Below are 23,809 nucleotides of genomic sequence, written 5' to 3' on the forward strand. Positions count from 1 at the left end.
ACCCCGGCCTCCTGGCGCTTTTACGCTCACGACAAACAGCCGCAAGAGCCGGACGCCTTGGGAGAGCAAGCACCGCACGCGGCCAGGCTTCGTGGGCCTCGGACTCCACAGCGAGCGCCCACCGAACGGGGCCGGACGCCTCGGGTCGGCGAGGCGCCGCATGTGGGTGGGTTTTGTCCAGGGAGACGTGGCAGGCGGGAGCGGAAAACAGAAACGCTCCGGGCTGTGAGCGCCGGAGCGAGTGTGATAGACGTAGTCCCGACCGGATTCGAACCGGCGCTACCGCCTTGAGAGGGCGGCGTCCTGGGCCACTAGACGACGGGACCTTCGCGGGCTTGTGACAGTGGTAGTCCCGACCGGATTCGAACCGGCGCTACCGCCTTGAGAGGGCGGCGTCCTGGGCCACTAGACGACGGGACCCTGTCCACAAGCTGCTGGTGCCGGGATCTCCCCGGCAACGCAGGTAACTCTACCGCACCCCGGAGACCACACCAAACTGCTTAACGGCCCATCAGGTCGGGCCTGTGGCGGCGTACCCAAGCCCCCATCGCCCCGCCTTCCCACAGCGGGTCGAACTCCCCGAGCGGGATCGCCACCTCCGGCCGGCCGGTGGCCGGGTCCACGGGGACGCGGGCCAGCCGCTCGCGCATCCAGCCCGGCACCCGCGGCGGCACCGTACGCTCGCCCCACCCGACGAGCCCCACCGAGCGCAGCGGCTCCACCCGTACCCGCACGCCGCCCGGACGGCCGATGCGCCTGGGGCCGGCCAGTTGGGTGTCCACGACGTCGATCCTGGTGATGTCGGGCCAGCGGAGGTGGACGCGGAAGCCGTACGAGTCGGTCAGCTCCACGCCGTCGGCGGAGAAGCGGACGACGGTGCCGGTGGCCAGACGGCGGTGCTTGGCCACGAGCACGGCCAGGAGGGCAGCGGTGGCCAGCGTCCCGATGACGGCGCCCAGCGGGGTGCTGCCGGTGAAGATGGCGCCGAGGAGCAGGCAGACGACGAAGAAGAGGGCGAGCGGAGCGACGAACGGGGCGACGAGGCGCGGGAAGTTGCCCGCGCGAATACGAAACTCATCCATAAGTCGGGCGGACTCTACCCAAACCACTGCTGTGACTCCACCCTCACGCCCCTCGCCCGCTGCCGGTCGGTGGGTCAAAACCTGGCCGGGGAAGCGCTCGTCTCCATCGTCACTGTCAGTCGGTGAGGAGGCCGCGACGGTAGGCCTCGGCCACGGCGGAGGCGCGGTCGCGGACGTCGAGCTTGGCGTAGATGTGCAGGAGGTGAGTCTTGACGCTGGCCTCGCTGATGAACAGGCTCGCCGCCGCCACCTTGTTCGTCGCTCCCCCGGCCACCAGGCGCAGCACCTCCAGCTCCCGTTTGCTGAGCCTGCCCCTGGTGGGCTTGCGGAGGGCCGCCGCGAGCCGGCCGGCCACGGCGGGGGCGAGGACGGTCTCGCCCCGGTGGGTGGCTCGGACGGCGCGCACCAGCTCCTCCGGCGGGGCGTCCTTCAACAGGTAGCCGGTGGCGCCCGCTTCGAGGGCGGGCAGGACGTCGGTGTCGAACGTGGTCAGGACCAGCACCCGCGGGCCCGTGCCGCTGAGGCGGCGGATGGCGGTGACGCCGTCCATCCCCGGCATGCGCAGGTCCATGAGGACGATGTCGGGCTCGAGCTCGGCGGCCAGGCGTACGGCCTCAGCGCCGTCGGCCGCCTCGCCGACGATCTCAAGGTCGGGCTCGCCGCCGAGTGCCGCGCGCAGGCCGTCGCGCACAATGGGGTGATCGTCCGCTATCAGCAGCCTCAGCCGCATCTCTCCCCTTCCGGCCGGCACCCGTCGTCCCTCGTCAGGGTCTCATCCATCGCCCCTCCTTGGGCCGAGGGCCGGCTGACCACACATCCGATGAACAGGGCGCGGGGGCGCCTCACTGGTAGCGCCGCGTCATGCGTGCGCGCGACTTCCGCCTTTGGGAAGAGGGCTGAGGGGGCCTGGACGGGACGAGCGGGCGTGGGGGACGGCGAGCAGGGCGGGCGTTGGGGACGGGGAGCAGGGGGCGGCGGCAGCTCCCGGGTGGTGGCCGTGGCCGGCTCGCGGATCATGGAGGGTCGTCCTCGGCGGGGATCGCGGGGATGGCGGCGGCTACGGCGGTGCCCTGGTCGGGGGTGGACTCGATGTCGAGGGTGCCGCCGACGGCGCGGACGCGTTGGCGCATTCCGTCGACGCCGAAGCCGTCAGCGGGCTCCTGCGAGGCAAAACCAGCGCCGTCGTCTCGAATGTCGAGGAGGACGCTTTCGTCCGTGTACGACAGGGTCAGGCCCGTCCTGGAGGCCCTGGCGTGCTTGGCGACGTTGGCCAGGGCCTCCTGGGCCACGCGGAACAGCGTGTCCTCGATGGGGGCGGCCAGGGCGACCGGCGTGCCGGTGATCTCGAGGGTCAGGTCGACGCCGGCCGACCGCGACCACGACTCGGCCAGGTCGGTGATCGCGTCCGGGAGCTTCGAGGTCTCCAGCGGCTCCGGGCGCAGGGCGCGTACGGACCGGCGGGCCTCGGAGAGACTGCGGCGGGCCAGCTCGGCGGCCTGGTCGAGGTGGCGGCGGCGGGCCTCGGCCCGGGAGGTGCGGTCGGCGGCGTTGAGCTGGCCGATCAGGGCGACGAGGTCCTGGGCGACCGTGTCGTGGATCTCGCCCGCCACGCGGTGCCGCTCGTCGAGCACGCCCGCCCGCCTGGCCTGGTCGAGGAGCCGGGCGTTGAGGGAGGCGTTCTCGGCCATGGCGGCGCGCAGGCGCTCGACCAGGCGGCGGCGCTTGTCGTGCTCGCCGGAGACGTACCAGCCGGCCACGACCAGCGGCAGCGCCACGCCCGCGATCACGGTGAGCAGGGTGCCCCGGGCGCCCGGCCCCGCCTGGGCCGTCACGATGACGATGGCGGTGAGCGTCACGCCCGCCATGGTCAGCCGGGCCGGGAGCAGGGCGCTGGCCAGCGGGTAGCCGATCGAGGCGAACACGATGAAGGCGGGGCTCGCGGCCGTCAGCACGGCGGCGAGCGCGATCAGTACGAGGAAGTGGCCCACGACGAGCGCGCGGCGCGTGTCCCTGCGGGGGTGGAGCCAGGCGATCGGCGCCACCCACACCGCCGCGGCCAGCGCGACCGCCGGCCACCACGGCGCGAACGCCGCCGGGCCGGGGCCGAAGTCGGCGGCCGGCCCGCCGGACCACGACCCGGCGACCGCCGTCCACGTCGCCGCAGGGCCGCCGCCCGTCGCCGTCCACGCCGTCGGGAGGCCGCCCGTCGCCGCCCACCCCGGGCCTGCCGTTTCGGCGAGCCAGGCCGGCAAGGGACCGGCCAGCCAGCGGAGGAGGGGCCAGGGCACGTCCGCGAGGGCGGCCGCGGTCGAGGAGATCCCGAGCAGTCCGTAGGCGAGGCACAGAAAGGCCCCGCGTTCGCGCCCGTCGAGCCAGCTCATGGGGTCAAGCCTGGCATGGCGTCAACCGATCGGTGGATGCCGGACGTCCACCGCACGATGAGCCGGGCAGGCGATGCGCACCCGCTCTGAGCTGGGCGAACATCGATTCATGAGCTTTCCGACCCGTAGGGACATGTTTCAGTACGCCGCCGTCGCGGGCGCGGGCGCCGTGGGCGCCCAGGCCGCCAAGCCGAGGCGGGAGGTGACCACGTACGTCTTCGTGACCGGCGCGAACGGCTCGGCCAGCGGCGACTCCGAGCTGACGCTGCGCGGCCACCGCACCGTGGGCGTGGCCCTGCCGGGGCACGGCCCCGAGGAGCAGTTTCACCTCGCCTACCAGACCCCGCAGGACCTGGAGAAGCTGGCCACGCTGCCGTCGCCGGTGGCGGGGGTCACGCTGGACGACTATGTCGAGGCCACGGTGGACGCCGTGCGCCGGGTCTCCGGCTACGGCCCGGTGATCCTGGTGGGCGGCAGCCTGGGCGGCGCGACCATCACGAAGGCGGCCGACGCGGTGCCCGACCTGATCGACCTGCTCGTCTACGACACCGCGTTCTGCTGCACGAAGCTGAGCTCGCCCAACGACTATCTGGGGACGCCGGAGGGCAAGGAGAGCCTGGCGGGCAGCGTGGCGGCGGGCATCATCGCCGACCCGAGGGTGATCGGCGCGATCCGCATGAACTGGCGGACCGGCGACAGGAAGTTTCTGGACGCGGTCAAGGCGGCGTTCATGGCGGAGGCGAGCGAGGGCGAGCTCCTGGCCATGCTGAACACGTTGCTGCCGGATGAGAGTTTCCTGGTGGGGAGCGCCGACGCTCGGGGGCGCAAGGAGGCGTGGGGACGGGTGCCGCGCGTCTACATCAGGCACACGCGGGACAGGGTGATCCCGCTCGCACTGCAGGACCGGATGATCAAGGAAGCGGATGCGGCCACGCCAGGCAACAAGTTCAAGGTTTACTCGGTGGAGGCTTCGCATGCGCCGACGGCGAGAACGTACCGGCTGATTACCGAAATCCTGCACAAACTGGCGAAATGATAAAGCTGGGGTACCAGGACTCGAACCTAGACTAACTGAACCAGAATCAGTCGTGCTGCCAATTACACCATACCCCACCGCTTGCGACCCCTGGAGGGCGCTCTCGGCGACGTCCGAAAGAATAGCCCAGCTCTGGGGCTAAGACCAAAACGAATAGCCAACGAACCCTCCAGCGCCCACAGCAGCGGCCCTCACGTGCCAAGCTGAAGGGGACAAAACACCACGTGGAGGAGCCCCACCGTTGGCCGGTAACCCGTTCTTCACCCCTAGCGACCTGCCGTACGAACTGCCGCCCTTCGCCGACGTCCGCGAGGAGCACTACCTGCCCGCGTTCGAGCGCGGCATGGCGGAGCAGCTGGCGGAGGTCGACGCGATCGCAGGCAGCACCGAGGCGCCGACGTTCGACAACACGATCGCCGCGCTCGAGCGGTCGGGACGGATTCTCGACCGCACGGCCACGGTCTTCTTCAGCATCGCCGCCTCCAACACCACCGACGGCATCATGGAGATCGAGAAGGAGATCTCTCCCCAGCTGACCAGGCACGGCGACGCGATCCGGCTCAACCGGGCGCTGTGGGCGCGCATCAAGCAGGTGTCCACGGAGGATCCCGAGGAGGCCTGGCTGCTGGAGAAGTACCGGGAGGACTTCATCAGGGCGGGCGCCGACCTGTCGGAGCCGGACCAGGACCGGCTCCGGCAGCTCAACGAGGAGCTGTCGAAGCTCTCGACGGAGTTCGCGCAGACGCTGCTGAAGGCCTCGACGGAGTCGGCGCTGGTGGTGTCGGACCCCAAGGAGCTCGACGGCTTCGACCAGGCCAAGATCGAGTCGCTGCTCAAGGACGGCAAGTACGTCCTGCCGCTGCTCAACTTCACCCTCCAGCCGGGCCTGGCCCAGCTCACCGACCGCGACGTGCGCCGCAGGCTGTACGAGCTGAGCGTCGGGCGGGCGCCCGGCAACTTCGAGCTGGCGGCCAGGATGGCGGCGCTGCGGGCCGAGCGGGCGGAGCTGCTGGGGTTCGCCAGCCACGCGGCGTACGTGGTGGCCGACCAGACGGCCAAGACCGTCGAGGCGGTCGAGGAGATGCTCGGCCAGCTCGTCGCCCCCGCCGTGCGCAACGCGCGCAAGGAGGCCGAGGCGCTGTCGGAGCAGGCCGGGTTCGACATCGAGCCGTGGGACTGGTCGTACTACTCCGAGAAGGTGCGCCAGGCCCGCTACGACTTCGACGCCGCCGAGATGCGGCCGTACTTCGAGCTCGACCGCGTCTACCGTGACGGCATCTTCTTCGCGGCCGGGAAGCTGTACGGCCTCACCTTCACCGAGCGGCCCGACCTGGGCGGATACCACCCCGACGTGACGGTGTACGAGGTGTTCGACGAGGACGGGAGCCGGCTGGGGCTGTTCGTGCTCGACCCGTACGCGAGGGAGACCAAGCGCGGCGGCGCGTGGATGAACAACCTGGTCGACCAGTCGTTCCTGTTCGGGCAGCTGCCGGTGGTCATCAACAACCTCAACGTCACCAAGCCGGCCTCGGGGCCGACGCTGCTGACGTACGACGAGGTCAACACGGCCTTCCACGAGTTCGGGCACGCGCTGCACGGGCTGTTCTCCCAGGTGCGCTTCCCGCGCGTGTCGGGCACCCACGTGCCGCGCGACTTCGTCGAGTACCCGTCACAGGTCAACGAGATGTGGGTGACCTGGCCCGAGGTGCTGGCCAACTACGCCAAGCACCACGAGACGGGCGAGCCGATGCCGGCCGAGCTGGTGGAGAAGCTGCAGGCGGCGGAGAAGTTCAACCAGGGCTTCAAGACCGTCGAATATCTCGCCGCGACCCTGCTCGACTGGGCCTGGCACAAGCTGGCGTCCGGGGAGACGGTGGCCGACCCCGAGGCGTTCGAGTCCGCGGCCCTGGAGTCCGCCCAGATCGCCGTGCCACAGGTCGGGCCGCGTTACAGGACCAACTACTTCGCCCACATCTTCTCCGGCGGCTACAGCGCGGGCTACTACTCCTACATCTGGAGCGAGGTGCTCGACGCGGAGAGCGTGGAGTGGTTCAAGGAGAACGGCGGGCTCACCAGGGCCAACGGTGACCACTTCCGCCGCGAGCTGCTCTCCCGCGGCGGCAGCCTCGACCCGCTGACCGCGTTCCGCAACTTCCGCGGGCGCGAGCCCAGCATCCAGCCGCTGCTCGTCCGCCGCGGCCTCGACTGAGCCCGTGCGCCGGCGGCCCGCCCTGCGGGCCGCCGGTCGCCGGATCAGCCCTTCAGGCGGGCCAGCGCGGCGCGCAGGCGCTCCTGCGCCCGGGCACGGCCCAGCACCTCGATCGACTCGAACAGCGGCAGGCCCACCGTCCGGCCGGTGATCGCCACGCGGACCGGCGCCTGGGCCTTGCCGAGCTTGAGCCCGTACGCGGTCCCGACCTCCTCCAGCGCCTCCTTGAGCGACTCGGGGTCCCAGCTGACCGTCTCCAGCCGCGACAGGTAGTCGGTGAGGATCTCCACCGGCGAGTTCTTCATCGCCTTGTCCCAGGACGCCTGGTCGAAGACCGGCTCGTCGAGGAAGAGGAAGTCGACGTTCTGCCGGATCTCCGACAGCACCGCGATGCGGGTCTGGGCCAGCGCCGCGACCTTGCTGAACAGCTCGCGGTCCCAGGACGGGTCGAGGTAGGGCTCGCAGCGCTGCTCGAACGTCTCCAGCGGCAGCGCCCGGATGTACTCGCCGTTGAACGCGCGCAGCTTCTTCTCGTCGAAGAACGCGCTGGCGGAGTTGACGTCCTCCAGCCGGAACAGCGGCATCATCTCGGACCACGGCATGATCTCGCGGTCCTCGCCCGGCCCCCAGCCCAGCAGCATCAGGTAGTTGACCGTGGACTCCGCGAGGTAGCCCTCCGCGCGGTAGTCCTCCAGGGCCACCTTGTCGCGGCGCTTGGACAGCTTCTTGCGCTGCTCGTTGACGATCACCGGCAGGTGCGCCCAGACCGGCGGCGTGGCGCCCAGCGCCGGCCACAGCAGCATCTGCTTGGCCGCGTTGCCCAGGTGCTCCTCGCCGCGGACGACGTGGGTGATGTTCTGGGTGATGTCGTCGACCGCGTTGGCCAGCACGTAGAGCGGCGAGCCGTCGGTGCGGGCGATGACGAAGTCCTCCTGCGCCTCGTTGGGGAACTCCACGTTGCCCCGGATGAGGTCCTCGACGACCGTGACGCCGTCGTCGGGGGTGCGGAAGCGGACCGCGCCCTCGGTCAGGCCGCGGTCGCGGCAGTGGCCGTCGTAGCCCCGGTGCTCGGAGCCGGTGCGGGCCACCAGCAGCTCACGCGTGCAGTCGCAGTAGTAGGCCCGGCCGTCGGCCAGCAGCTTCGCCACCGCCTCGCGGTGCTGGGTCTCGTACGCCGACTGGAAGTAGGGGCCCTCGAACGCCGGGTTGCCGCCGTTGATGCCGATCCAGTCGAGGGCGGAGATGATGCCCTCCGTCCACTCCGGACGGTTTCGCGACGCGTCGGTGTCCTCGATGCGCAGCACGAAGCGGCCGCCGGACTGCTCGGCCAGCGCCCAGTTGAACAGCGCCGTGCGGGCACCGCCCACATGGAACATGCCGGTTGGGGACGGGGCGAACCGCACCCGTACTTCAGTCACGGGAGACCACCTTGTTCGTGAGTGTGCCGATGCCTTCGATGCCGACGCTGACCTCGTCGCCGATCTCGAGCGGGCCGACGCCCGCGGGCGTGCCGGTCAGGATGACGTCGCCGGGGATCAGGGTCATGACCGCGCTGACGTAGGCCACCAGCGCGGGGATGTCGTTGATGAGCTGGCTGGTGCGGCCGCTCTGCCGGATCTCGCCGTTGACCGTGGTCGTCAGCGCCAGGTCGCTCGCGTCGAGGTCGGTCTGGATCCACGGCCCCAGCGGGCAGAACGTGTCGAACCCCTTGGCCCGGGTGAACTGCACGTCCTTCTTCTGGAGATCGCGGGCGGTGACGTCGTTGGCGCAGGTGTAGCCGAAGATCACGTCCTTGACCCGCTCGACCGGCACCTCGCGGCACAGCCTGCCGATCACCACGGCCAGCTCCCCCTCGTAGTCGACGCGGTCGGACAGCGTCGTGGGGTACGCGATGTTCTCGCCGTGGCCGATCACCGACGTGGACGGCTTCATGAAGATCAGCGGTTCCTCGGGCACCTCGTTGCCCAGCTCGGCCGCGTGCTCGGCGTAGTTTCTGCCGATGGCGACCACTTTGCTCGGCAGCATCGGGGCCAGCAGTTTCACCTGGGACAGCGGGTGCCGCTCGCCGGTGAACTGCACCTGGCCGAACGGGTGACCGGCGACCGCGGAGATGACCTCCTCGCCCGGGCCGCCCTCGACCACGCCGAACGACACGCCTTCGCCTGTGGAGAACCTCGCTATACGCACCTGACAAGGCTATCGCCGCCACCGCCAGGCTCCGCCCAACCCGTACCTCGTGCCGCGCCGGACCAGGAGCAGGACCCTGAGGATGCCCGCGTTAGCCTGGATCTCTCAGCAGGTGGTGTCGCCGAAGAGAGGGGCCCCGTTGTCCGTCGTGAAGATCAACGTCCTGAACGTGCCCGCCGACATGCGCGAGGAGCTCGAACGGCGCTTCGCCAACCGGGCGGGCATGGTGGAGTCGGCCGACGGGTTCGAGTGGTTCGAGCTGCTCAGGCCGGTGGAGGGCACCGAGCGCTACCTCGTCTACACCCGCTGGCGCAGCGAGGAGGACTTCCAGAACTGGCAGCAGGGTGAGGCCTTCCGGCGCGGGCACGCGCAGGCCGCGCAGGCCGCCCAGGAACAGGGGCACGGCCACGGCCACGGCCACGGGCAGGGGCCCGCGGCGACCGGCTCGGAGGTGTGGACCTTCGAGGTCGCCGAGAGCACCGGCCCCAAGTCATAGCCGATCCGGCTTCCAGGACCCTTTTCGGGGTCAGGCGTCCAGCGGGTTGCGCGCGATCCGGCCCACGATGCCGGCGCGGACGAACTGGCCGGCGATGCTGGACGGCTTGCGCGCGCCCTGCTCCGAGATGCACGCCCCGAACTCCTTGGCGATCTCCAGCCTCGGGTAGCGCTCCAGGACCTCGCGCCTGATCGCCTCGGGGATCTCCTCCGTACGGCGGCCCGAGATGTCCATGCCGGTCGAGAGCTCCAGCAGGTGGCCCTCCGGGTCCTCCTCCAGGGGCACCTCGTCCCACATGTGCCGGATGATCACCTCGCGGGCGCGTACCCTCCGCTCGGGCGACCAGCCGGCGCCGGCGCAGAAGACCCAGGCCACGTCGCCGCCCGCCTCCTCGAACGGCACCGAGTGGCTGTCGAACTCGGCCACCAGCCCGAGGTCGTGCAGCATGGCCGACACGTAGAGCAGCTCCGCGTCGAACGCGATGCCGTGCTCACGCGCGTACGCGGCCGCCCACAGGTAGGCCCTGATCGAGTGGTTGAGCAGCGAGGGCGTGTGGTAGCGGGCGGCCACCTCCAGCGCTCCGCGGCAGGCGGGTGTGTCCGGGATCACGAGGTCGTCGAATGTCACCGCACCAGCATGTCGCGCCAGGTACGGCTACGCCATGCGAGACACCGGGGGCGCATCGAGCATCTAACGAATCCGCCACTCAACTTGACCCATTGATCGCGATTCGGAAAGCATGTCCCACCTTCACTTTTTGTCCCGAAAGGAACTGGCGTGCGCCGGCTCGCGATACCTCTTGCCCTTTTGCTGGCGCTCGGCGGGTTAGGTAGCCCCGCGCATGCCGACAAGGTGACCCGGACCGCGGAGTGCCAGGGCGACTGGCTGCCCGGCACCCCCACGGCCGACGACGTCATGAAGGGCGAGATCTCGCTGGTCGGGCTGCCCGCGTACAAGCTCGGCAAGAAGATCAACTGGAGCGCGAGCCCGTACGGGAACCGTTCGTGGGAGTTCGTGTTCCAGTCGCTGCGCTGGATGGGCACGCTGGTCGTCGCGTACGAGAACAGCGGTGACCGCAGCTACCTGGATCGCGCCACCGAGATCACCAAGGACTGGGTCGCGAACAACAAGCCCGGGGCACGCGGCACCAAGCCGTACACGTGGAAGGACCACCCGGTCTCGCTGCGCACGCAGCCGCTGCTCTGCCTGAGCATGCACGTCAAGGAGAGCTGGCTGAAGGACAGCCTCGCCGACCACGCCAAGCTCCTGTCGGACTCGCGGCTCTACAAGAAGGGCCACAACCACGGCATCGACCAGGACATCGCGCTCATGGGCATCGGCTGCAGGTACGGCCGCAAGGACTGGTCGGACCTGGCCTCCCGCCGGCTGACCGGCACGGTGAAGCTCGACGTCGACTCGCAGGGCGCGCTCATGGAGCAGGCTCCGCGCTATGCGGTGTACGTCTACAGCCGGCTGCAGGTCGCGATGACCAACATGAAGGCGTGCGGCAGGAAGGTGCCCGGCGAGATCGCCAAGCGGGCCGAGGCGATGAAGGACTTCATCGCCCACGCCACCATGCCGACCGGCTACATGGTGCCCATCGGCGACGGCACCGCCGAGACCGAGCCGAAGATCGAGACGGGGACGCCGAAGCAGAAGGTCAAGACCTACCGGGCGGGCTACGTCTTCGGCCGCACGGCCTGGAGCAAGCCGGACTCGGCGTACTACTCGATCAGGTTCGGGCCCGGGCTGAAGTTCCACGGCCACGAGGACCACCTGGGCGTCACGTACTACGCCCATGGCCGCAATCTCCTGGTGGACGGCGGCTTCCACTCCTACGAGAAGAGCGCCTACCGCTACTGGACGCTCTCCCCCGAGGCCCACAACGTGCCGACGGTGGTCGGGGCCCGCTTCAAGCCGCGGACGTCCTCGAAGCTCGTGGCGTCGAAGTACGGCAAGGACCGGCAGTCGTTCAAGCTGACCGACAAGGCGTACGGGGTGAGCCGCACCAGGTCGGTCCTGGTGAACCACGGCGAGGACCTGATGGCGGTGCTGGACACGGCCTCGGGCGGCAAGAAGATCAGCAACCTCTGGCGGTTCGACCCGTCGCTCAAGCTGGTGTCCAACGGCGGGGGCAAGGTCGTGCTCGGGGACGGCAAGTTCAAGGTCACCCTGCTGCAGTTCTCGTCGTCGTGCGACCGGGTCGGCGGGCAGAAGGTGGAGCGCGGCGGGAAGGTGGGCTGGGTCTCGCCCACGTACCTGTCGAAGCTGCCGACCAATGTGGTGGTGTCGCCGGCGGCGCGGTCGCTGCTGACGGTGATCGTGCCCGGGACGGACTCGCCCAAGGTGTCCTGCTCGGGCGGGAAGGTCACGGTGGACGGCACCTCGTTCTCCGCCAAGGCGTTCTAGCCTCGGCTCCTGCCGTCAGCCCAGGAAGGAGCCGCCTCCATCCACCATGATCGAGCAGCCGGTGATGAATGAGGCGTCCGGCCCGGCCAGGAAGACGGCGGCGCGGCCGACGTCGGCCTCCGCGTCACCGGTTCGCCGCAGCGACAGGCCGGACAGCGCCGCGTCCAGCTCGTCCGGCCGCGTGTCGAAGTAGGATTTCGCCCCTTCGCTGAGCGCGAAGGGGCAGATCGCGTTGACCGTGATGTCGTGGGCACCCCACTCGCGGGCCGCGGTCCTGGTGAGGCCGCCGACGGCGGCCTTCGCCGAGACGTACGCGCCGTAGCCGACCAGCCCCTGGATCTCGGAGCCGGAGCGCAGGTTGATGACGCGACCGCCGCCCTTGAGGTGAGGGAAGCAGGCCCGCATGAAGTACGTGCTGGCCATGGGGCCGGTGCGGAACGCCAGCTCGAGATCCTCGTCGGTGATCTCCTCCAGCGGCACCCCGACGCGGGCCGCCATCGCGTTGTTGACCAGGATGTCCACGGTGCCGAACCGCTCGACCACCGCGGCCACCGCGGCGCCGACGGCGGCGGAGTCGCGGATGTCGCAGGTCAGCGGGATCGCCGCAGCGCCGAGGCGCTCGATCTCGCCGGCCGTCCCGGCCGCCGCCTCGCCGTTGAGGTCGACGACGGCGATCGAGGCGCCTTCCTTGGCCATGGCCGTCGCGATGCCGCGCCCGATCCCCTGCCCGGCGCCTGTCACTATCGCGACCTTGCCCTCCAACGAACCCATGACGGCTCCTTCCCTTCACGCTATCCAACACCTGTCGGCTAAACAACGGGTGCCGTCAAAGTACACTGAGCCCGTGCCCGAAGAGAAGCCCCCGCTGACCGGCCGCGTCCAGGCCGACCCCCGCGCGCGGCGATCCCTGGCCGCGCTGCAGCAGGCGCTGCTGGATCTCGTCCTGGACAAGGAACTGGGGCAGATCACGGTGGCCGACGTCACCAAGCGGGCCGGCCTGAACCGCTCGACCTTCTACGACCACTTCTCCGACGTCCACGCCCTCGCCGAGTCGGCCTGCGCGGCGATGTTCGACGGCCTGGTCGCCGCCGCGCCGAAGCTGGGCCGGTACGTGGCGACCCGGAGCGAGCCGCCCGTCGAGACCACGCGGCTGTTCGCGCACGTCGCCGAGCACGCGCACCTGTACCGGGCGCTGCTGGGCCCCGACGGCAGCGCCCGGCTCCAGGACCACCTGCGGCACCGCATGACCGTCGCCATCCACGTCAGCGGACAGCACACCTCACCGGACGACGGCGGCTCCACCCATGTCGACGATCCTGCGGACATCCCTCATGACGTTCCGGCGGCGTTCGTCGCGGGGGCGCTGCTGTCGGTGGCGGCGGACTGGGTGCGGCGGGGGTGCCCGGGCACCCCCGAGGAGCTCTCCGCGGCGGTCTGGCCCCTGATGGTCGGCGCCTCACCCTGAGCCGGCGGCCGCCGTCAGAACATCCCGTACGGGATCTCGCCGGGGTCGGGCACAGGCTGCACCACGTCCCAGTGCTCGACGATCTGCCCGTCCACCATCCGCCATATGTCGACGACCGCGATCCCGCGCCCGTCCCCTGGCGGGACCATGTGATAGTGCAGCATCACGTGGTCGTCCTCGGCGATGACCCGCTTGAGGTCGAGCTTCGCCCCGGCGACCGGGGCGCTCGCGATGAACTCGATGAACGCGTCTCTGCCTGAGGGATTTCCCGGGCTGTGCTCGATGAAGTCCTCCCGGAGCAGGTCGCGAAGTATCTCCACGTTCCCCGCCGCGAACTCCGAGAAGCCGCGCAGGACGATTTCCTTGTTGCGTCCGGCAATGCCGTTCTCACTCATGCGCCCACCATGCGGCGTCCCGGCCCGGCCCGTCGATTACATCCCATGTAATCGACAACCGGTTACCAGGGGGTCAGGGGAGCCCCTGGTCCGTCATTTCTTGGAGATCATGACCTCGTGGCCGTCCGGGTCGGTGGCCTTGATGTAAGTGCCCCAGGCCTCCTCTACCGGGTCGGTCACGGTGACGCCGAGCTCACGCAACTGACGCACCGTCTCGTCGATGTCATCGCAGGCGAAGGTGAGAAAGGCGCCCTCGCCCGGCTTCTTGTCGAACGCCTCCGCGCTGTGCAAGGTGATCGAGGTCTCTCCGTTCGGCGGCTTGACCTCCACCCAGCGCGCACCTGGCCACATCTCAGCATCGACGGTCTTGGTGAAGCCGAGCTTGTCGACGTAAAAATCCACCGACCGCTGCTGATCGGCTACATACATGACGGCGACGTTGATGTGGGTGATCATGGATATCCCTTTGTCGGCTCGACTGCATCGGTTGTCGGCGATGCCCGCACTGCCCTCTCCGCGCAGCGCGACACAGCAGAAGCCTATGTGAGCCGACCTTGCCGAACCCGCCGGCGTCACATCCCACGTGATCGACGGTGGATCGCGGTGAAGGCCAGGAGCAGTTCGGCGGTCCGCGGCGGATCTTCCACGATGGGCGAGTGTCCGGAACCGGGCAGCAGCTCGATCTTCGCGCCCGGAACGACGCCATAGTCGGCCGCGGACGAGGATCGCCACCTCCGGTCCTCCGCACCGAAGATCACCAGCAGCGGCTTGCCGAGGGCCTTCAGCCGATCCGGGAGCGCCCGCTCCTCCAGGTATTCGCGGGGTGCCTGCATGATCGCGACGAACGCATGGAAGCTCATACCGCGCAGCTCGTCCACGAACGCCTGCGGGATCGGGTGGTCCGCCCGCCTGAAACCGGTGCTCGAGAACTGGCGGATCAGCTCGTCGCTCGGCGGCCACTGCGAGGGTCCTATCGCGGCGGACTCCTGCGCGATGAAGGCGTCCATGCTGGGTCCGGTGTTGATGAGCGCGAGCGCGGTCACCAGGTCGGGCCGTTGCTCGGCGAGGGCGGTGGCGACGGCGCCGCCGCTGGAATGGCCGGCGACCACGGCGTGCTCGACGCCGAGCCGGTCCAGCGTCGCGCCGACCCTGCGTGCCTGGTCCGGGACCGCGTAGCTACCGTCGGCCGGTTGGCCCGACCGGCCGTGCCCGAGCAGGTCGATCCGGATGACGCGATGGGATCTGGTCAGCAGCGGAACCAGCAGGTCCCACCACATGGCCGAGGATGCCGTCCCGTGGATGAGCAGGAGCGGGGGCGCGTCGCGGGGGCCGTCCTGGCACACGTGGATGTCGCCGTCGTCCAGGGACAGGGTCTCGGTGGCCTCGGTTCCACCGTCAGAAATGGTCATGAGGCCACTCTCGCCGCCGGTACGGGTGGCTGGATTGGACAAATGTTCCCCTCGATCGGCCCGCGTAGCATGAAACGGTGCGGACATTCGTGCACGGCGCGGCTGTGTGGGACGTGGCATGCCCGCGGCGGCCCAGCCGGGTGGCCGGTGTCACCATGGCCGGGTTCCGGGTCCGTGACCTGGACACGCTCCGGATGGTCCCGCATCCGGCCGTGACGCTGCTGGTGGAGTTCGGCGCCGGTTCGGCCGTCATGGACTACGCCGCCGGGCGGCAGCAGCGGGGAAGCATCGTCGCCGGGCCCGGGCTCGGGTCCGGAGGCGCGGTCCGGGCACGGGGTGAGAACGTCGAGTGCGTGCAGGTGCGCCTGTCCCCGGCCATCGCACGCGCGGTTCTGGACGTCTCCCCCGCCGACCTCGACGGCACCGTGGTGGCCCTCGACGACCTGTGGGGCCGGGAGGCGTCCCGCATCCGCGAACGGCTGAGCGAGGTCTCGTCGTGGCAGGAACGCTTCGCGTTGACGGACGCGCTGCTCGCCCGCCGGCATGAGTCGGGGCCGCCGGTGGACCCGGAGGTGGCCTGGGCCTGGCAGCGGATCGTCGCCGGCCGCGGCCTGGTCCGGGTCGACGGGCTGGCTGCCGAGGTCGGATGGAGCCGTAAGCGCCTGTGGTCCCGGTTTCGCTCGCAGATCGGCCTGCCGCCCAAACGCGCGGTGAAGCTGGTCCGCTTCGATCATGCCGCCCACCGCCTGGTCGCGGGTGAGGGCCCGGCCCGAGTCGCGGCCGACGCCGGCTATGCCGACCAGTCCCACCTGCATCGGGACGTCGTGGCGTTCACCGGGGTGACGCCCGCGACCGTGGCCGGCGAGCCGTTTCTGGCGGTCGACGACATCGCGTGGCCCAGCCAGGTGACACCCGCCGGTTCGCCGGCCGGCCGCGCGTGAGACGGCCACCGCTTCGGTGGCCGATCGGACGTGAGACGGTCACCGCCTTCGGTCACCGACCGCACGCGAGACGGTCGCCGGCCAGATGTGAGGCGGCCACCGCTACCGGGCGGTCACGAACTCCCGCGCACCGCGCAGCCTGGTCCGCAGCTGCCGCTGGGTCAGGGTGCAGTCCAACCGCACATCGAGCGGCCCAGGCAGGTCGGTGTCGGCACGCCGGCCGGACGGCAACCGAGCCGGATCCAGTCCGTCGCGCCGGGCTACGAGGCAGCCCAGCTCATATCGGCTCACCGCATCCGCCCCGGCCACGTGATGGATCCCGGCGCGATCGCAGTTCGCGAGCTCCAGGAGGGCTGCCGCCAGATCACCGACATGCACCGGACAGCGCACGTCGTCGGTGAACAACACCCCGTGCGTGCCGCCTGCGGCCAGCGCGTGCACGAAGTCCTCGTGTGGAGAGCCGCCGTCACCGATGATCAGCGACGTCCGTACGACCACCGCCGCAGGATCGATCGCCTGCACGGCCACCTCCGCGGCCGCCTTCGCCGCTCCGTACGGACTGACCGGGTCGGGCACGCAGTCCTCGGCATAGGTGATCGCCCTGCCCGAAAAGACGGCGTCGCTGGACACGTGCACCAAACGTGCGCCGTTCCCGGAGGCCGCGACGGCCACGTGAGCGGCGCCCACGGCCGTCGTCACCCAGTCCGACTGGCGGTAGGCCGCGTTGACGACGACGTCGGGGTTGAACGCGCCGATCAGGTCGACCACGGTCGTACGGTCGCGGACATCGAGCGGCAGCCAGTCGACCCCCGCCGCCGTTCCCGGCCGCGTCAGACAGGTCGCGGCCACGACGTCACCGGCCGTCGCGGACTGCCGTACGAGTTCGGCGCCGAGAAAGCCGCTGCCGCCCACGATGAGGATTCTCATGAGCTGCGACCGTAGCGGACCGTGCTACGTCACGACGTTACGCCGGTAGTGGTAGGTCCCGCCCGGCTCACCACGGCGGCCCGGTAGAACTGGAGCATGCATCGCGATCGCACGGTCGGCGAACTGCTGCGGGAGTGGCGCCGGCGCCGCCGGCTGAGCCAGCTCGACCTGGCCGTACAGGCGGACGTGTCCAGCCGGCACATCAGCTTCGTCGAGACAGGCCGTACGGTCCCCAGCCGCCGGATGCTCCTGCACCTGGCCCAGCACCTGGACGTCCCCCTGCGCGAACGCAACCGGCTCCTGGTCGCCGCCGGGTACGCCCCCGCCTACGAGCGGCGCCCGCTGGAGGACCCGGAGCTGGCGCAGGCGTACGAGGCCATCCAGGGCGTGCTGCGCGGGCACGAGCCGTTCCCCGCCGTCGCCGTGGACCACCACTGGAACGTGCTGCTCAGCAATCCGGCCATGGAGATCTTCCTGGACGGCGTCGACCCGGAGCTCCTGAAATCGCCCGTCAACATGATGCGGCTGGGCCTGGACCCGCGCGGGTTCGCGCCCCGGCTGCAGAATCTGGGGCAGGTACGGGCGTACCTGCTGCCTCGGCTCGCCCGCCAGGCCGCCCGCACGGGAGACCCCGAACTGAGTGACCTGTACGAGGAACTCCGGTCCTACGGCAGCGAGGACGACCCGCCCACCGCCGGGGCCGCCGACATCGCCATGCCCATCCGGCTCCGGCACGACGGGGTCGAATTGAGGTTCTTCAGCACGATCACGACGTTCGGGGCGGCCTTCGACATCACCCTCGAAGAGATCGCCATCGAAACCCTCTTCCCCGCCGACCCCACGACCACCGCCTACCTGCGTCGCCTGGCCACCTCGTGATCAGCGGCTCTCCACTGTCGCCAGTTGCCCGGACAAGGAGCCTCAACGGCATCAGTCTCCGGGTGCGCTGATCACAAAAGGTTTGCGCGAGGGGCGGCGATCAGATAGACCTTGCTGCCGGACTCCTGTCGGCAGGACCGAGGAGCCACGACATCGAGAGGAGGGATAAGCCCATGATCCCCATGATCACTGCGCTTGTGTCCTCCCGGGGCGCGGACCGCGTCTGACCCCGGAGCGGACAGGCGCCTTCACCGGAGAGTGCCTTGACCGTGAAACAGAACGACCTGACCATCCGCCCGATCACCGGGCACGAAGAACTCAACCTCTTCTCCCGACTTCCCTACGTCCTCAACGAGGAACTGGCGGACGACCTCGCCGCCGGTCGCCGCCGACCGCAGTGGATGTGGGTGGCCCTTCGCGGCGACCACCTGGTGGCCAGAGCCGCCTGGTGGAGCCGGAACGGCGACGATACACCGTTCCTCTTGGACATTTTCGACATCGACGACAGCAGCGCGGATCACGAGCGCATAGAGATCGGCGTACGCCTGCTGCGGACCGCCATGGCCGAAGTTGCCCCGGCAGGCACCCGTCCCCCCGGGTACAGCCGCATGATCCCGTCTGACTGGCGCGAGGCCGGAGCGGCCAGGCGCGTCGTCGAGGACCGCATGGCCGCCCTGGAACGGACCGGCGCCCGCCTGCTCGTCGAACGGCTGCGCCTGGAGTGGCGCCCCGGGACGCCGATCTCCGATCCCGGTGGACGCCTGGCGTTCCGGCCGGTCCGGGACACCGAAGAAATCCTCGCCCTGATGACCTTGGTCCTGGATGGCACGCTGGACGCGCACAGCCGCGACGACCTGACCCGGATGTCCCCCCGCGAAGCGGCGATCAGGCACTATGAGGACGAGCTTGCGCATTACCGGAGCCCGCGAGACTGGTGGCGGGTCGCGACGCTGCCGGACGGCGAGCCGGTGGGGTTCGTCACCCCGGCCCGCAACGACTACAACCCCATCATCGGCTACCTCGCCGTGCTGCCCGCGCACCGAGGCAACGGCTACATCGACGACATTCTTGCCGAAGGCACCCGTATCCTCAGCGCGCAGGACGTCCCGCGTATCCGGGCGGCCACGGATCTCGGCAACGTTCCCATGGCGAGCGCCTTCCAACGCGCCGGATACGTCAACTTCGAACGGACGATCAACATGACCTGGGACTGATCCGGGCATCGGGCGGGAGGCCACAAACGACCTTCCCGCCCGGCTCGGCCGCATCCGGCGAAAGCCCTTCGGCCCAGCCGGCTCCGTCTGCCGACAGCCATCCCGCGCTGGGAGTCATTCTGAGCAATCGTCACCCCTCACGTCTCACTGCGCGGGCGAGCGAGCAGGCTTGGGTGGGCTCCAGCAGGCCCACCGCGTAACAGGGCGACGGGCGGGCGCAGCGAGCGGGGGTTTCGGGGACCGAAGGGGGCGGGAGCCCTCCTGGGAGGCGCTGCCCGCAGCGCCCCTATCGCGGAGGACCGGGCGGTTTCCCGCTCAGGCGGTCTTGTGGCCGGCGCGGAGGAGGCCGTAGGTGACTGCCTGCTCCAGGGCCTGCCACGACGCGTCGATGATGTTCTCCGCCACCCCGACCGTGGCCCACTCGGACGTGTCGTCGCTGGAGGTGATGAGGACGCGGGTGATGGCGTCCGTGCCGTGGGTGCCCTCGAGTATGCGGACCTTGTAGTCCACCAGTTCCAGCTTCGCCAGCTCGGGGTACAACTGCTCCAGCCCCAGCCGCACGGCCTTGTCCAGGGCGTTGACGGGGCCGTTGCCCTCGCCCGTGGCGACGATGCGCTCGCCCTTGGCGTGGAGCTTGACGGTGGCCTCGCTGACCAGTTCGCCGCCCTTCGTACGCTCCACGATCACGCGCCACGACTCGACCTCGAAGTGGCGCTTGCGCTTGCCCTCCACGGTGTCGCGCAGCAGCAGCTCGAACGACGCGTCCGCGGCCTCGAAGGTGAATCCGCGCGACTCCAGGTCCTTGACGCGTTCGACCAGGGTCTTGGTGTGTTCCGGGGTGAGGTCGTAGCCGAGTTCGCGGCCCTTGAGCTCGACCGAGGCGCGGCCGGCCATGTCGGAGACGAGCATGCGCATGTCGTTGCCGACGGCGGCGGGGTCGATGTGCTGGTAGAGGTTGGGGTCGACCTTGATGGCGCTGGCGTGCAGGCCGGCCTTGTGGGCGAAGGCGGAGGTGCCGACGTACGGGGCGTGGGAGTTGGGGGTGACGTTGGTGACCTCGGTGATCGCGTGGGCGATGCGGGTCATTTCGGCGAGGGCGGTCGTGGGGACGAGGTCGAAGCCGCGCTTGAGCTGGAGGTTCGCCACGACCGTGAAGAGGTTGGCGTTGCCGGAGCGCTCGCCGTAGCCGTTGGCGCAGCCCTGTACGTGCGTGGCCCCGGCCTTGACGGCGGCCAGGGTGTTGGCGACGGCGCAGCCGGTGTCGTCGTGGCAGTGGATGCCGACGCGGGCGCTGGTCAGGACGGCCTCGTGGACGATCTCGGCCAGCTCGTCGGGGAGCATGCCGCCGTTCGTGTCGCACAGGGCGATGACGTCGGCTCCGGCTTCGGCGGCGGTCCTGAGGACTTCGAGCGCGTAGGCTGGGTTGGACTTGTAACCGTCGAAGAAGTGCTCGGCGTCGAGGAAGACTCGCTGTCCCTCCGCACGAAGGTGAGAGACCGTGTCGCGGATCATCGCGAGGTTCTCCTGGAGAGTCGTGCGGAGGGCCAGCTCCACGTGCCGGTCGTGGCTCTTGGCGACAAGGGTCACGACCGGCGCGCCGGATTCGCGCAATGCGGCCACCAACGGGTCGTCGGCTGCCTTCACACCGGCTCGGCGGGTCGCACCGAACGCGGCGAGCTGCGCGTGCTTCAGGTCCAGCTCTGTTTGAGCACGCCTGAAGAACTCTGTGTCCTTGGGGTTGGCGCCCGGCCAGCCCCCTTCGATGAAACCGACGCCCAGGCTGTCCAGGTGGCGCGCGACGGCGAGCTTGTCGGCGACGGTGAGGCTGAGCCCCTCCTGCTGAGCGCCGTCACGCAGCGTCGTGTCGTATACGTGGAAGCGGTCGTCGGCCATGAGTCTCTCTTCTCTGGAAGCCTCTGGAAAGCAAAAAGACCCCTCACGGACGTGAGAGGTCTGCGCGCTGGCGGTGTCCCTTGTCAGCCAGCGCGCCTGCTGATAATGAGCAGACCGTAGAACATGGTGCCGCCCAGTCTGCCATACGCATTCAGCATCTGGCACATCGATCTCAGCTTCTGGGACAAGCCTTTACACGGTGACGCCGTCACCACCTGTGATGACGCGCTCGAGCGCGGCCGGGTCGAACGCCTCGTTGCCCAGCAGCTTCCCGTCGAGCAGCACCGTGGGCGTGCCCTGGAGGCGGACCTTCGCGGTCTCCGCCAGATGGGCCTGCGCGTACGACTGCGACCTGACGCACTCGTCCACCGACGCCCCCGCCTGCCTGGCGGCCTTGACCAGGTCCTCGACGGCGAATCCGGACGCCTCGCCGTGCGGCGCGGGCTGCATGGCGTACAGCTCGTCCCTGAAGCCGAGCCAGTTCTCCTCGGGGACGCAGCGGGCGGCAGCGGCGGCGCGGACGGAGTTGGAGCGCATGGGCTCCTCCTGGAAGATCGTCACCGGATGGAAGACGACCTTGACCTTGCCTTCCATGGCGAGTTTCCTGATGGTGCCGTCTACCTTGGCGTGCATGTCCTTGCAGATCGGGCAGTCGAAGTCCTCGTACACGTCCAGCACGGGGGCGTCCCCGCCCCGGTCGGCCAGGACCATCGATCCGTCCATCTGCCGGGTCAGCCGCACCCCGTCGGACGATCGGCCCGGCTCCGAGAACGACACCACCCCGAGTATGGCGATGGCCACGCACGCGAGCGCCACCGCCAGCAACCGCTTCATCATCAGCCCACTCTCACCTCATTGATCGCGCAGACCTTACCCGATGCCGGGAGAATGGATATATGAAGGCATACCTCCTAGATCCCGCCGTAGCACAGTACGTCCTCGCGCACACGACCCCGCCCGACGCCCTGCTGGACGAGCTGGCGAAGGAGACGCTCAGCGCCACCGGGGACGCCGCCGGCATGCAGATCTCGCCCGATCAGGGCACCTTCCTGACCATGATCACCCAGCTCGTGGCGCCCCAGGTCGTCGTCGAGGTGGGGACGTTCACCGGCTACTCGTCCGTGTGCATCGCCAGGGGCCTGTCCGGCGGGCGGCTGCACTGCTTCGACCTGAGCGACGAGTGGACCTCCGTCGCCCGCCGCTACTGGCGCGAGGCCGGGGTGGAGGACCGCGTGACGCTCACGCTCGGCCCCGCGCTGGAGACGCTCGCCGCCTTCGACCAGACCGTCGACCTGGCCTTCCTCGATGCCGACAAGGGCAACTACCCCGGCTACTACGAGCTGCTCATGGAGCGCCTGCGGCCCGGCGGCCTGATCGTGGCGGACAACACGTTGCGCCGGGGCCACGTGGCGGACCCGGCGCACGAGGAGCAGACCACCGTGGAGATCCGGCAGTTCAACGACCTGGTGATGGAGGATCCGCGGGTGACGGTCCTCATGCTGCCGGTCGCGGACGGGATGACCCTGATCAGGAAGAACTAGGCGCGGCGGCCGGGCCCTCGCGGACCCGGCCGTCCCCACTAGACGATCTTGTGGATCCAGTTGTGGGCGTCGGGGCGGGCGCCGTACTGGATGCCCACCAGCTCCTCGCGCACCCGCATCGTCACCGGGCCGGGGTTGCCGTCGGCGACGCTCCAGGAGCGGTCGGCGCCCTTCACCGTGCCCACCGGCGTGACCACGGCCGCCGTGCCGCACGCGAACACCTCGGTGAGCTCCCCGGACTCGCATCCGGCCTGCCACTCGTCGATCGAGATGAGGCGCTCCTCGGTCTCCAGGCCCAGGTCGCCGGCCAGCTCCAGGATCGACTCCCTGGTGATGCCGGGCAGCAGGGTGCCGGTCAGCGCGGGGGTGACGAGCTTGTCGCCGAAGACGAAGAACAGGTTCATCCCGCCCATCTCCTCGACGTACTTGTGCTCGTGGGCGTCCAGCCACACCACCTGGTCGCAGCCGTTCTCCACGGCCTGCCGCTGCGCGACGAACGCGGCCGCGTAGTTGCCGCCGCACTTCGCGAAGCCCGTGCCGCCGGGGGCGGCCCGCGTGTACTCGGTGGACAGCCAGACGGAGACGGGCTTGAGCCCACCCGTGAAGTACGAGGCCGCCGGGGAGGCGATGACCATGTACTTGTACGACTTCGACGGGTAGTTGACACCGAGCCCCGCCTGGGTGGCGATCATGAAGGGGCGCAGGTAGAGGCTGTGACCCTCGGTCGTGGGCACCCATTCCCTGTCGGTCTGGACGAGGAGCTCGAGCGACTCCACGAAAGCCTCCTCCGGCAGCTCCGGCATGGCCATCCGGAGCGCGGAGCGGTTGAAGCGGGCGGCGTTCGCGTACGGGCGGAACGCGACGATCGAGCCATTGGCCTGGCGGTAGGCCTTGAGCCCCTCGAACAGCTCCTGCGCGTAGTGGAAGACCGAGGTGGCCGGGTCGAGCGAGAGCGGGCCGTACGGAAGGAGCTTGGCGTCGTGCCAGCCCTGCCCCTCGGTGTAGTCGATCGAGACCATGTGATCCGTGAAGGTCTGCCCGAAGCCGGGGTTCGCCAGTACCTGCTCCCGCTCGGCCGCGGTGCGAGCGTGGTCGGATAGCTGCACGTCGAAGCTGAGCTTCTGAGCGATGGTCATGACGTCGGTCCTTCTCTCTGCGAATCTGCCCAAATCTACAAGAAATCTGCGGATCGGTGCTGGTGAGCGGGCGCTGCCCGGAAGGCAGTCCCGGTACTTCCTATTGTCTCGCTATATGGGATGGCAAGCGGCCAATGCGGCGATCAGCCCTTTTGGACGCAAAAAAGCGCCTGGCGGCCCTCGTCGGACCACCAGGCGCGTTGGGGGCT

23 protein-coding genes and 3 tRNA genes are annotated in these 23,809 nt (G+C 69.7%); 9 read left to right on the plus strand and 17 right to left on the minus strand.

Features of this window, described 5'->3' with window-relative positions; translation table 11 throughout:
* Positions 1-253: 253 nt before the first annotated feature.
* The 5 genes from AB0J87_RS42685 to AB0J87_RS42705 all read right to left on the minus strand — a co-directional run bounded on the left by AB0J87_RS42685 (position 254) and on the right by AB0J87_RS42705 (position 3,463).
* Positions 254-326, minus strand: a tRNA-Glu gene (locus AB0J87_RS42685).
* A gap of 18 nt (positions 327-344) precedes the next feature.
* Positions 345-420: transfer RNA gene (locus tag AB0J87_RS42690), tRNA-Glu, on the minus strand.
* A gap of 80 nt (positions 421-500) precedes the next feature.
* Entirely contained in the window at positions 501-1,082 is a 582-nt protein-coding gene (locus tag AB0J87_RS42695; RefSeq protein ID WP_363976045.1) for a hypothetical protein, read from the minus strand.
* Between the two features lie 115 nt (positions 1,083-1,197).
* On the minus strand, positions 1,198-1,812 hold the full coding sequence (locus AB0J87_RS42700; RefSeq protein WP_192787601.1) for a response regulator transcription factor: 615 nt from the start codon (positions 1,810-1,812) through the stop codon (positions 1,198-1,200).
* A 283-nt stretch (positions 1,813-2,095) separates the two neighbouring features.
* On the minus strand, positions 2,096-3,463 hold the full coding sequence (locus tag AB0J87_RS42705; protein ID WP_363976048.1) for a sensor histidine kinase: 1,368 nt from the start codon (positions 3,461-3,463) through the stop codon (positions 2,096-2,098).
* 109 nt (positions 3,464-3,572) lie between these two features.
* Between AB0J87_RS42705 and AB0J87_RS42710 the strand changes: the two genes are divergently transcribed.
* Positions 3,573-4,499, plus strand: coding sequence for an alpha/beta fold hydrolase (locus AB0J87_RS42710; protein ID WP_363976051.1), 927 nt, complete (start codon positions 3,573-3,575; stop codon positions 4,497-4,499).
* 5 nt (positions 4,500-4,504) lie between these two features.
* On the opposite strand, the gene AB0J87_RS42715 is transcribed toward AB0J87_RS42710, so the two are convergent.
* Positions 4,505-4,576, minus strand: a tRNA-Gln gene (locus AB0J87_RS42715).
* 164 nt (positions 4,577-4,740) lie between these two features.
* On the opposite strand from AB0J87_RS42715, the gene AB0J87_RS42720 reads away from it, so the two are divergent.
* Entirely contained in the window at positions 4,741-6,708 is a 1,968-nt protein-coding gene (locus AB0J87_RS42720; RefSeq protein ID WP_363976054.1) for a M3 family metallopeptidase, read from the plus strand.
* 44 nt (positions 6,709-6,752) lie between these two features.
* On the opposite strand, the gene gltX is transcribed toward AB0J87_RS42720, so the two are convergent.
* Both gltX and AB0J87_RS42730 read right to left on the minus strand, forming a co-directional pair.
* Positions 6,753-8,126 carry a glutamate--tRNA ligase gene (gene gltX, locus AB0J87_RS42725; protein WP_363976057.1) on the minus strand — a complete coding sequence of 458 codons (1,374 nt, stop codon included), beginning with the start codon at positions 8,124-8,126 and terminating at the stop codon, positions 6,753-6,755.
* A complete protein-coding gene (locus tag AB0J87_RS42730; protein WP_185068095.1) occupies positions 8,119-8,895 on the minus strand; it encodes a fumarylacetoacetate hydrolase family protein in 777 nt (258 codons plus the stop codon). The genes gltX and AB0J87_RS42730 overlap by 8 nt, the downstream gene beginning before the upstream one ends.
* Before the next feature lie 139 nt (positions 8,896-9,034).
* Between AB0J87_RS42730 and AB0J87_RS42735 the strand changes: the two genes are divergently transcribed.
* Positions 9,035-9,391, plus strand: a complete 357-nt coding sequence (locus AB0J87_RS42735) for an antibiotic biosynthesis monooxygenase (RefSeq protein WP_355208858.1) — start codon at positions 9,035-9,037, stop codon at positions 9,389-9,391.
* A 30-nt stretch (positions 9,392-9,421) separates the two neighbouring features.
* Here AB0J87_RS42735 and AB0J87_RS42740 read toward each other — a convergent pair whose 3' ends face one another.
* Positions 9,422-10,018, minus strand: coding sequence for an HD domain-containing protein (locus AB0J87_RS42740; protein ID WP_363976062.1), 597 nt, complete (start codon positions 10,016-10,018; stop codon positions 9,422-9,424).
* Between the two features lie 225 nt (positions 10,019-10,243).
* On the opposite strand from AB0J87_RS42740, the gene AB0J87_RS42745 reads away from it, so the two are divergent.
* Positions 10,244-11,800, plus strand: a complete 1,557-nt coding sequence (locus AB0J87_RS42745; protein ID WP_363976064.1) for a heparinase II/III family protein — start codon at positions 10,244-10,246, stop codon at positions 11,798-11,800.
* Positions 11,801-11,815: 15 nt separating this feature from the next.
* Here AB0J87_RS42745 and AB0J87_RS42750 read toward each other — a convergent pair whose 3' ends face one another.
* Entirely contained in the window at positions 11,816-12,571 is a 756-nt protein-coding gene (locus AB0J87_RS42750) for an SDR family oxidoreductase (protein WP_363976067.1), read from the minus strand.
* A 73-nt stretch (positions 12,572-12,644) separates the two neighbouring features.
* Between AB0J87_RS42750 and AB0J87_RS42755 the strand changes: the two genes are divergently transcribed.
* Positions 12,645-13,265, plus strand: a complete 621-nt coding sequence (locus AB0J87_RS42755) for a TetR/AcrR family transcriptional regulator (RefSeq protein ID WP_363976070.1) — start codon at positions 12,645-12,647, stop codon at positions 13,263-13,265.
* Between the two features lie 14 nt (positions 13,266-13,279).
* On the opposite strand, the gene AB0J87_RS42760 is transcribed toward AB0J87_RS42755, so the two are convergent.
* From AB0J87_RS42760 to AB0J87_RS42770, 3 genes are all read right to left on the minus strand, one after another.
* Positions 13,280-13,660, minus strand: a complete 381-nt coding sequence (locus AB0J87_RS42760; RefSeq protein WP_363976073.1) for a nuclear transport factor 2 family protein — start codon at positions 13,658-13,660, stop codon at positions 13,280-13,282.
* A gap of 93 nt (positions 13,661-13,753) precedes the next feature.
* Complete coding sequence (locus tag AB0J87_RS42765; protein WP_363976076.1) at positions 13,754-14,116, minus strand: VOC family protein; 363 nt, start codon at positions 14,114-14,116, stop codon at positions 13,754-13,756.
* Positions 14,117-14,232: 116 nt separating this feature from the next.
* A complete protein-coding gene (locus tag AB0J87_RS42770; RefSeq protein ID WP_363976079.1) occupies positions 14,233-15,069 on the minus strand; it encodes an alpha/beta fold hydrolase in 837 nt (278 codons plus the stop codon).
* 77 nt (positions 15,070-15,146) lie between these two features.
* Here AB0J87_RS42770 and AB0J87_RS42775 point away from each other — a divergent pair, with 77 nt between their 5' ends.
* Entirely contained in the window at positions 15,147-16,010 is an 864-nt protein-coding gene (locus AB0J87_RS42775; RefSeq protein ID WP_363976082.1) for a helix-turn-helix domain-containing protein, read from the plus strand.
* Between the two features lie 102 nt (positions 16,011-16,112).
* Here the strand turns inward: AB0J87_RS42775 and AB0J87_RS42780 are convergent, their stop codons facing one another.
* Positions 16,113-16,937, minus strand: coding sequence for a sugar nucleotide-binding protein (locus AB0J87_RS42780; protein ID WP_363976085.1), 825 nt, complete (start codon positions 16,935-16,937; stop codon positions 16,113-16,115).
* 96 nt (positions 16,938-17,033) lie between these two features.
* On the opposite strand from AB0J87_RS42780, the gene AB0J87_RS42785 reads away from it, so the two are divergent.
* Positions 17,034-17,816, plus strand: a complete 783-nt coding sequence (locus tag AB0J87_RS42785) for a helix-turn-helix transcriptional regulator (protein ID WP_363976088.1) — start codon at positions 17,034-17,036, stop codon at positions 17,814-17,816.
* A 263-nt stretch (positions 17,817-18,079) separates the two neighbouring features.
* Positions 18,080-19,030 carry a GNAT family N-acetyltransferase gene (locus AB0J87_RS42790; protein ID WP_363976091.1) on the plus strand — a complete coding sequence of 317 codons (951 nt, stop codon included), beginning with the start codon at positions 18,080-18,082 and terminating at the stop codon, positions 19,028-19,030.
* Between the two features lie 315 nt (positions 19,031-19,345).
* On the opposite strand, the gene cimA is transcribed toward AB0J87_RS42790, so the two are convergent.
* Together cimA and AB0J87_RS42800 are read right to left on the minus strand one after the other, a co-directional pair.
* Positions 19,346-20,923 carry a citramalate synthase gene (gene cimA / locus AB0J87_RS42795; RefSeq protein WP_350729667.1) on the minus strand — a complete coding sequence of 526 codons (1,578 nt, stop codon included), beginning with the start codon at positions 20,921-20,923 and terminating at the stop codon, positions 19,346-19,348.
* A 192-nt stretch (positions 20,924-21,115) separates the two neighbouring features.
* Positions 21,116-21,760, minus strand: a complete 645-nt coding sequence (locus AB0J87_RS42800) for a thioredoxin domain-containing protein (protein ID WP_363976094.1) — start codon at positions 21,758-21,760, stop codon at positions 21,116-21,118.
* A gap of 59 nt (positions 21,761-21,819) precedes the next feature.
* On the opposite strand from AB0J87_RS42800, the gene AB0J87_RS42805 reads away from it, so the two are divergent.
* Positions 21,820-22,464, plus strand: a complete 645-nt coding sequence (locus tag AB0J87_RS42805; protein WP_350729663.1) for an O-methyltransferase — start codon at positions 21,820-21,822, stop codon at positions 22,462-22,464.
* Between the two features lie 38 nt (positions 22,465-22,502).
* Here the strand turns inward: AB0J87_RS42805 and AB0J87_RS42810 are convergent, their stop codons facing one another.
* The gene (locus tag AB0J87_RS42810; RefSeq protein WP_350729662.1) at positions 22,503-23,600 is read right to left on the minus strand and encodes a branched-chain amino acid aminotransferase; all 1,098 of its coding nucleotides are present in this window, start codon (positions 23,598-23,600) and stop codon (positions 22,503-22,505) included.
* Positions 23,601-23,809: the final 209 nt, after the last annotated feature.

Source organism: Nonomuraea sp. NPDC049625 (assembly GCF_040675285.1).
Classification (GTDB): domain Bacteria; phylum Actinomycetota; class Actinomycetes; order Streptosporangiales; family Streptosporangiaceae; genus Nonomuraea; species Nonomuraea angiospora_A.

Excerpts from the sequence above, each read along its gene's own strand:
- AB0J87_RS42695 (WP_363976045.1), bottom strand. The coding sequence starts at position 1,082 with ATGGATGAGTTTCGTATTCGCGCGGGCAACTTCCCGCGCCTCGTCGCC.
- AB0J87_RS42700 (WP_192787601.1), bottom strand. The coding sequence starts at position 1,812 with ATGCGGCTGAGGCTGCTGATAGCGGACGATCACCCCATTGTGCGCGAC.
- AB0J87_RS42705 (WP_363976048.1), bottom strand. The coding sequence starts at position 3,463 with ATGAGCTGGCTCGACGGGCGCGAACGCGGGGCCTTTCTGTGCCTCGCC.
- AB0J87_RS42710 (WP_363976051.1), top strand. The coding sequence starts at position 3,573 with ATGAGCTTTCCGACCCGTAGGGACATGTTTCAGTACGCCGCCGTCGCG.
- AB0J87_RS42750 (WP_363976067.1), bottom strand. The coding sequence starts at position 12,571 with ATGGGTTCGTTGGAGGGCAAGGTCGCGATAGTGACAGGCGCCGGGCAG.
- AB0J87_RS42760 (WP_363976073.1), bottom strand. The coding sequence starts at position 13,660 with ATGAGTGAGAACGGCATTGCCGGACGCAACAAGGAAATCGTCCTGCGC.
- AB0J87_RS42765 (WP_363976076.1), bottom strand. The coding sequence starts at position 14,116 with ATGATCACCCACATCAACGTCGCCGTCATGTATGTAGCCGATCAGCAG.
- AB0J87_RS42770 (WP_363976079.1), bottom strand. The coding sequence starts at position 15,069 with ATGACCATTTCTGACGGTGGAACCGAGGCCACCGAGACCCTGTCCCTG.
- AB0J87_RS42780 (WP_363976085.1), bottom strand. The coding sequence starts at position 16,937 with ATGAGAATCCTCATCGTGGGCGGCAGCGGCTTTCTCGGCGCCGAACTC.
- AB0J87_RS42785 (WP_363976088.1), top strand. The coding sequence starts at position 17,034 with ATGCATCGCGATCGCACGGTCGGCGAACTGCTGCGGGAGTGGCGCCGG.
- cimA (WP_350729667.1), bottom strand. The coding sequence starts at position 20,923 with ATGGCCGACGACCGCTTCCACGTATACGACACGACGCTGCGTGACGGC.
- AB0J87_RS42800 (WP_363976094.1), bottom strand. The coding sequence starts at position 21,760 with ATGATGAAGCGGTTGCTGGCGGTGGCGCTCGCGTGCGTGGCCATCGCC.
- AB0J87_RS42805 (WP_350729663.1), top strand. The coding sequence starts at position 21,820 with ATGAAGGCATACCTCCTAGATCCCGCCGTAGCACAGTACGTCCTCGCG.
- AB0J87_RS42810 (WP_350729662.1), bottom strand. The coding sequence starts at position 23,600 with ATGACCATCGCTCAGAAGCTCAGCTTCGACGTGCAGCTATCCGACCAC.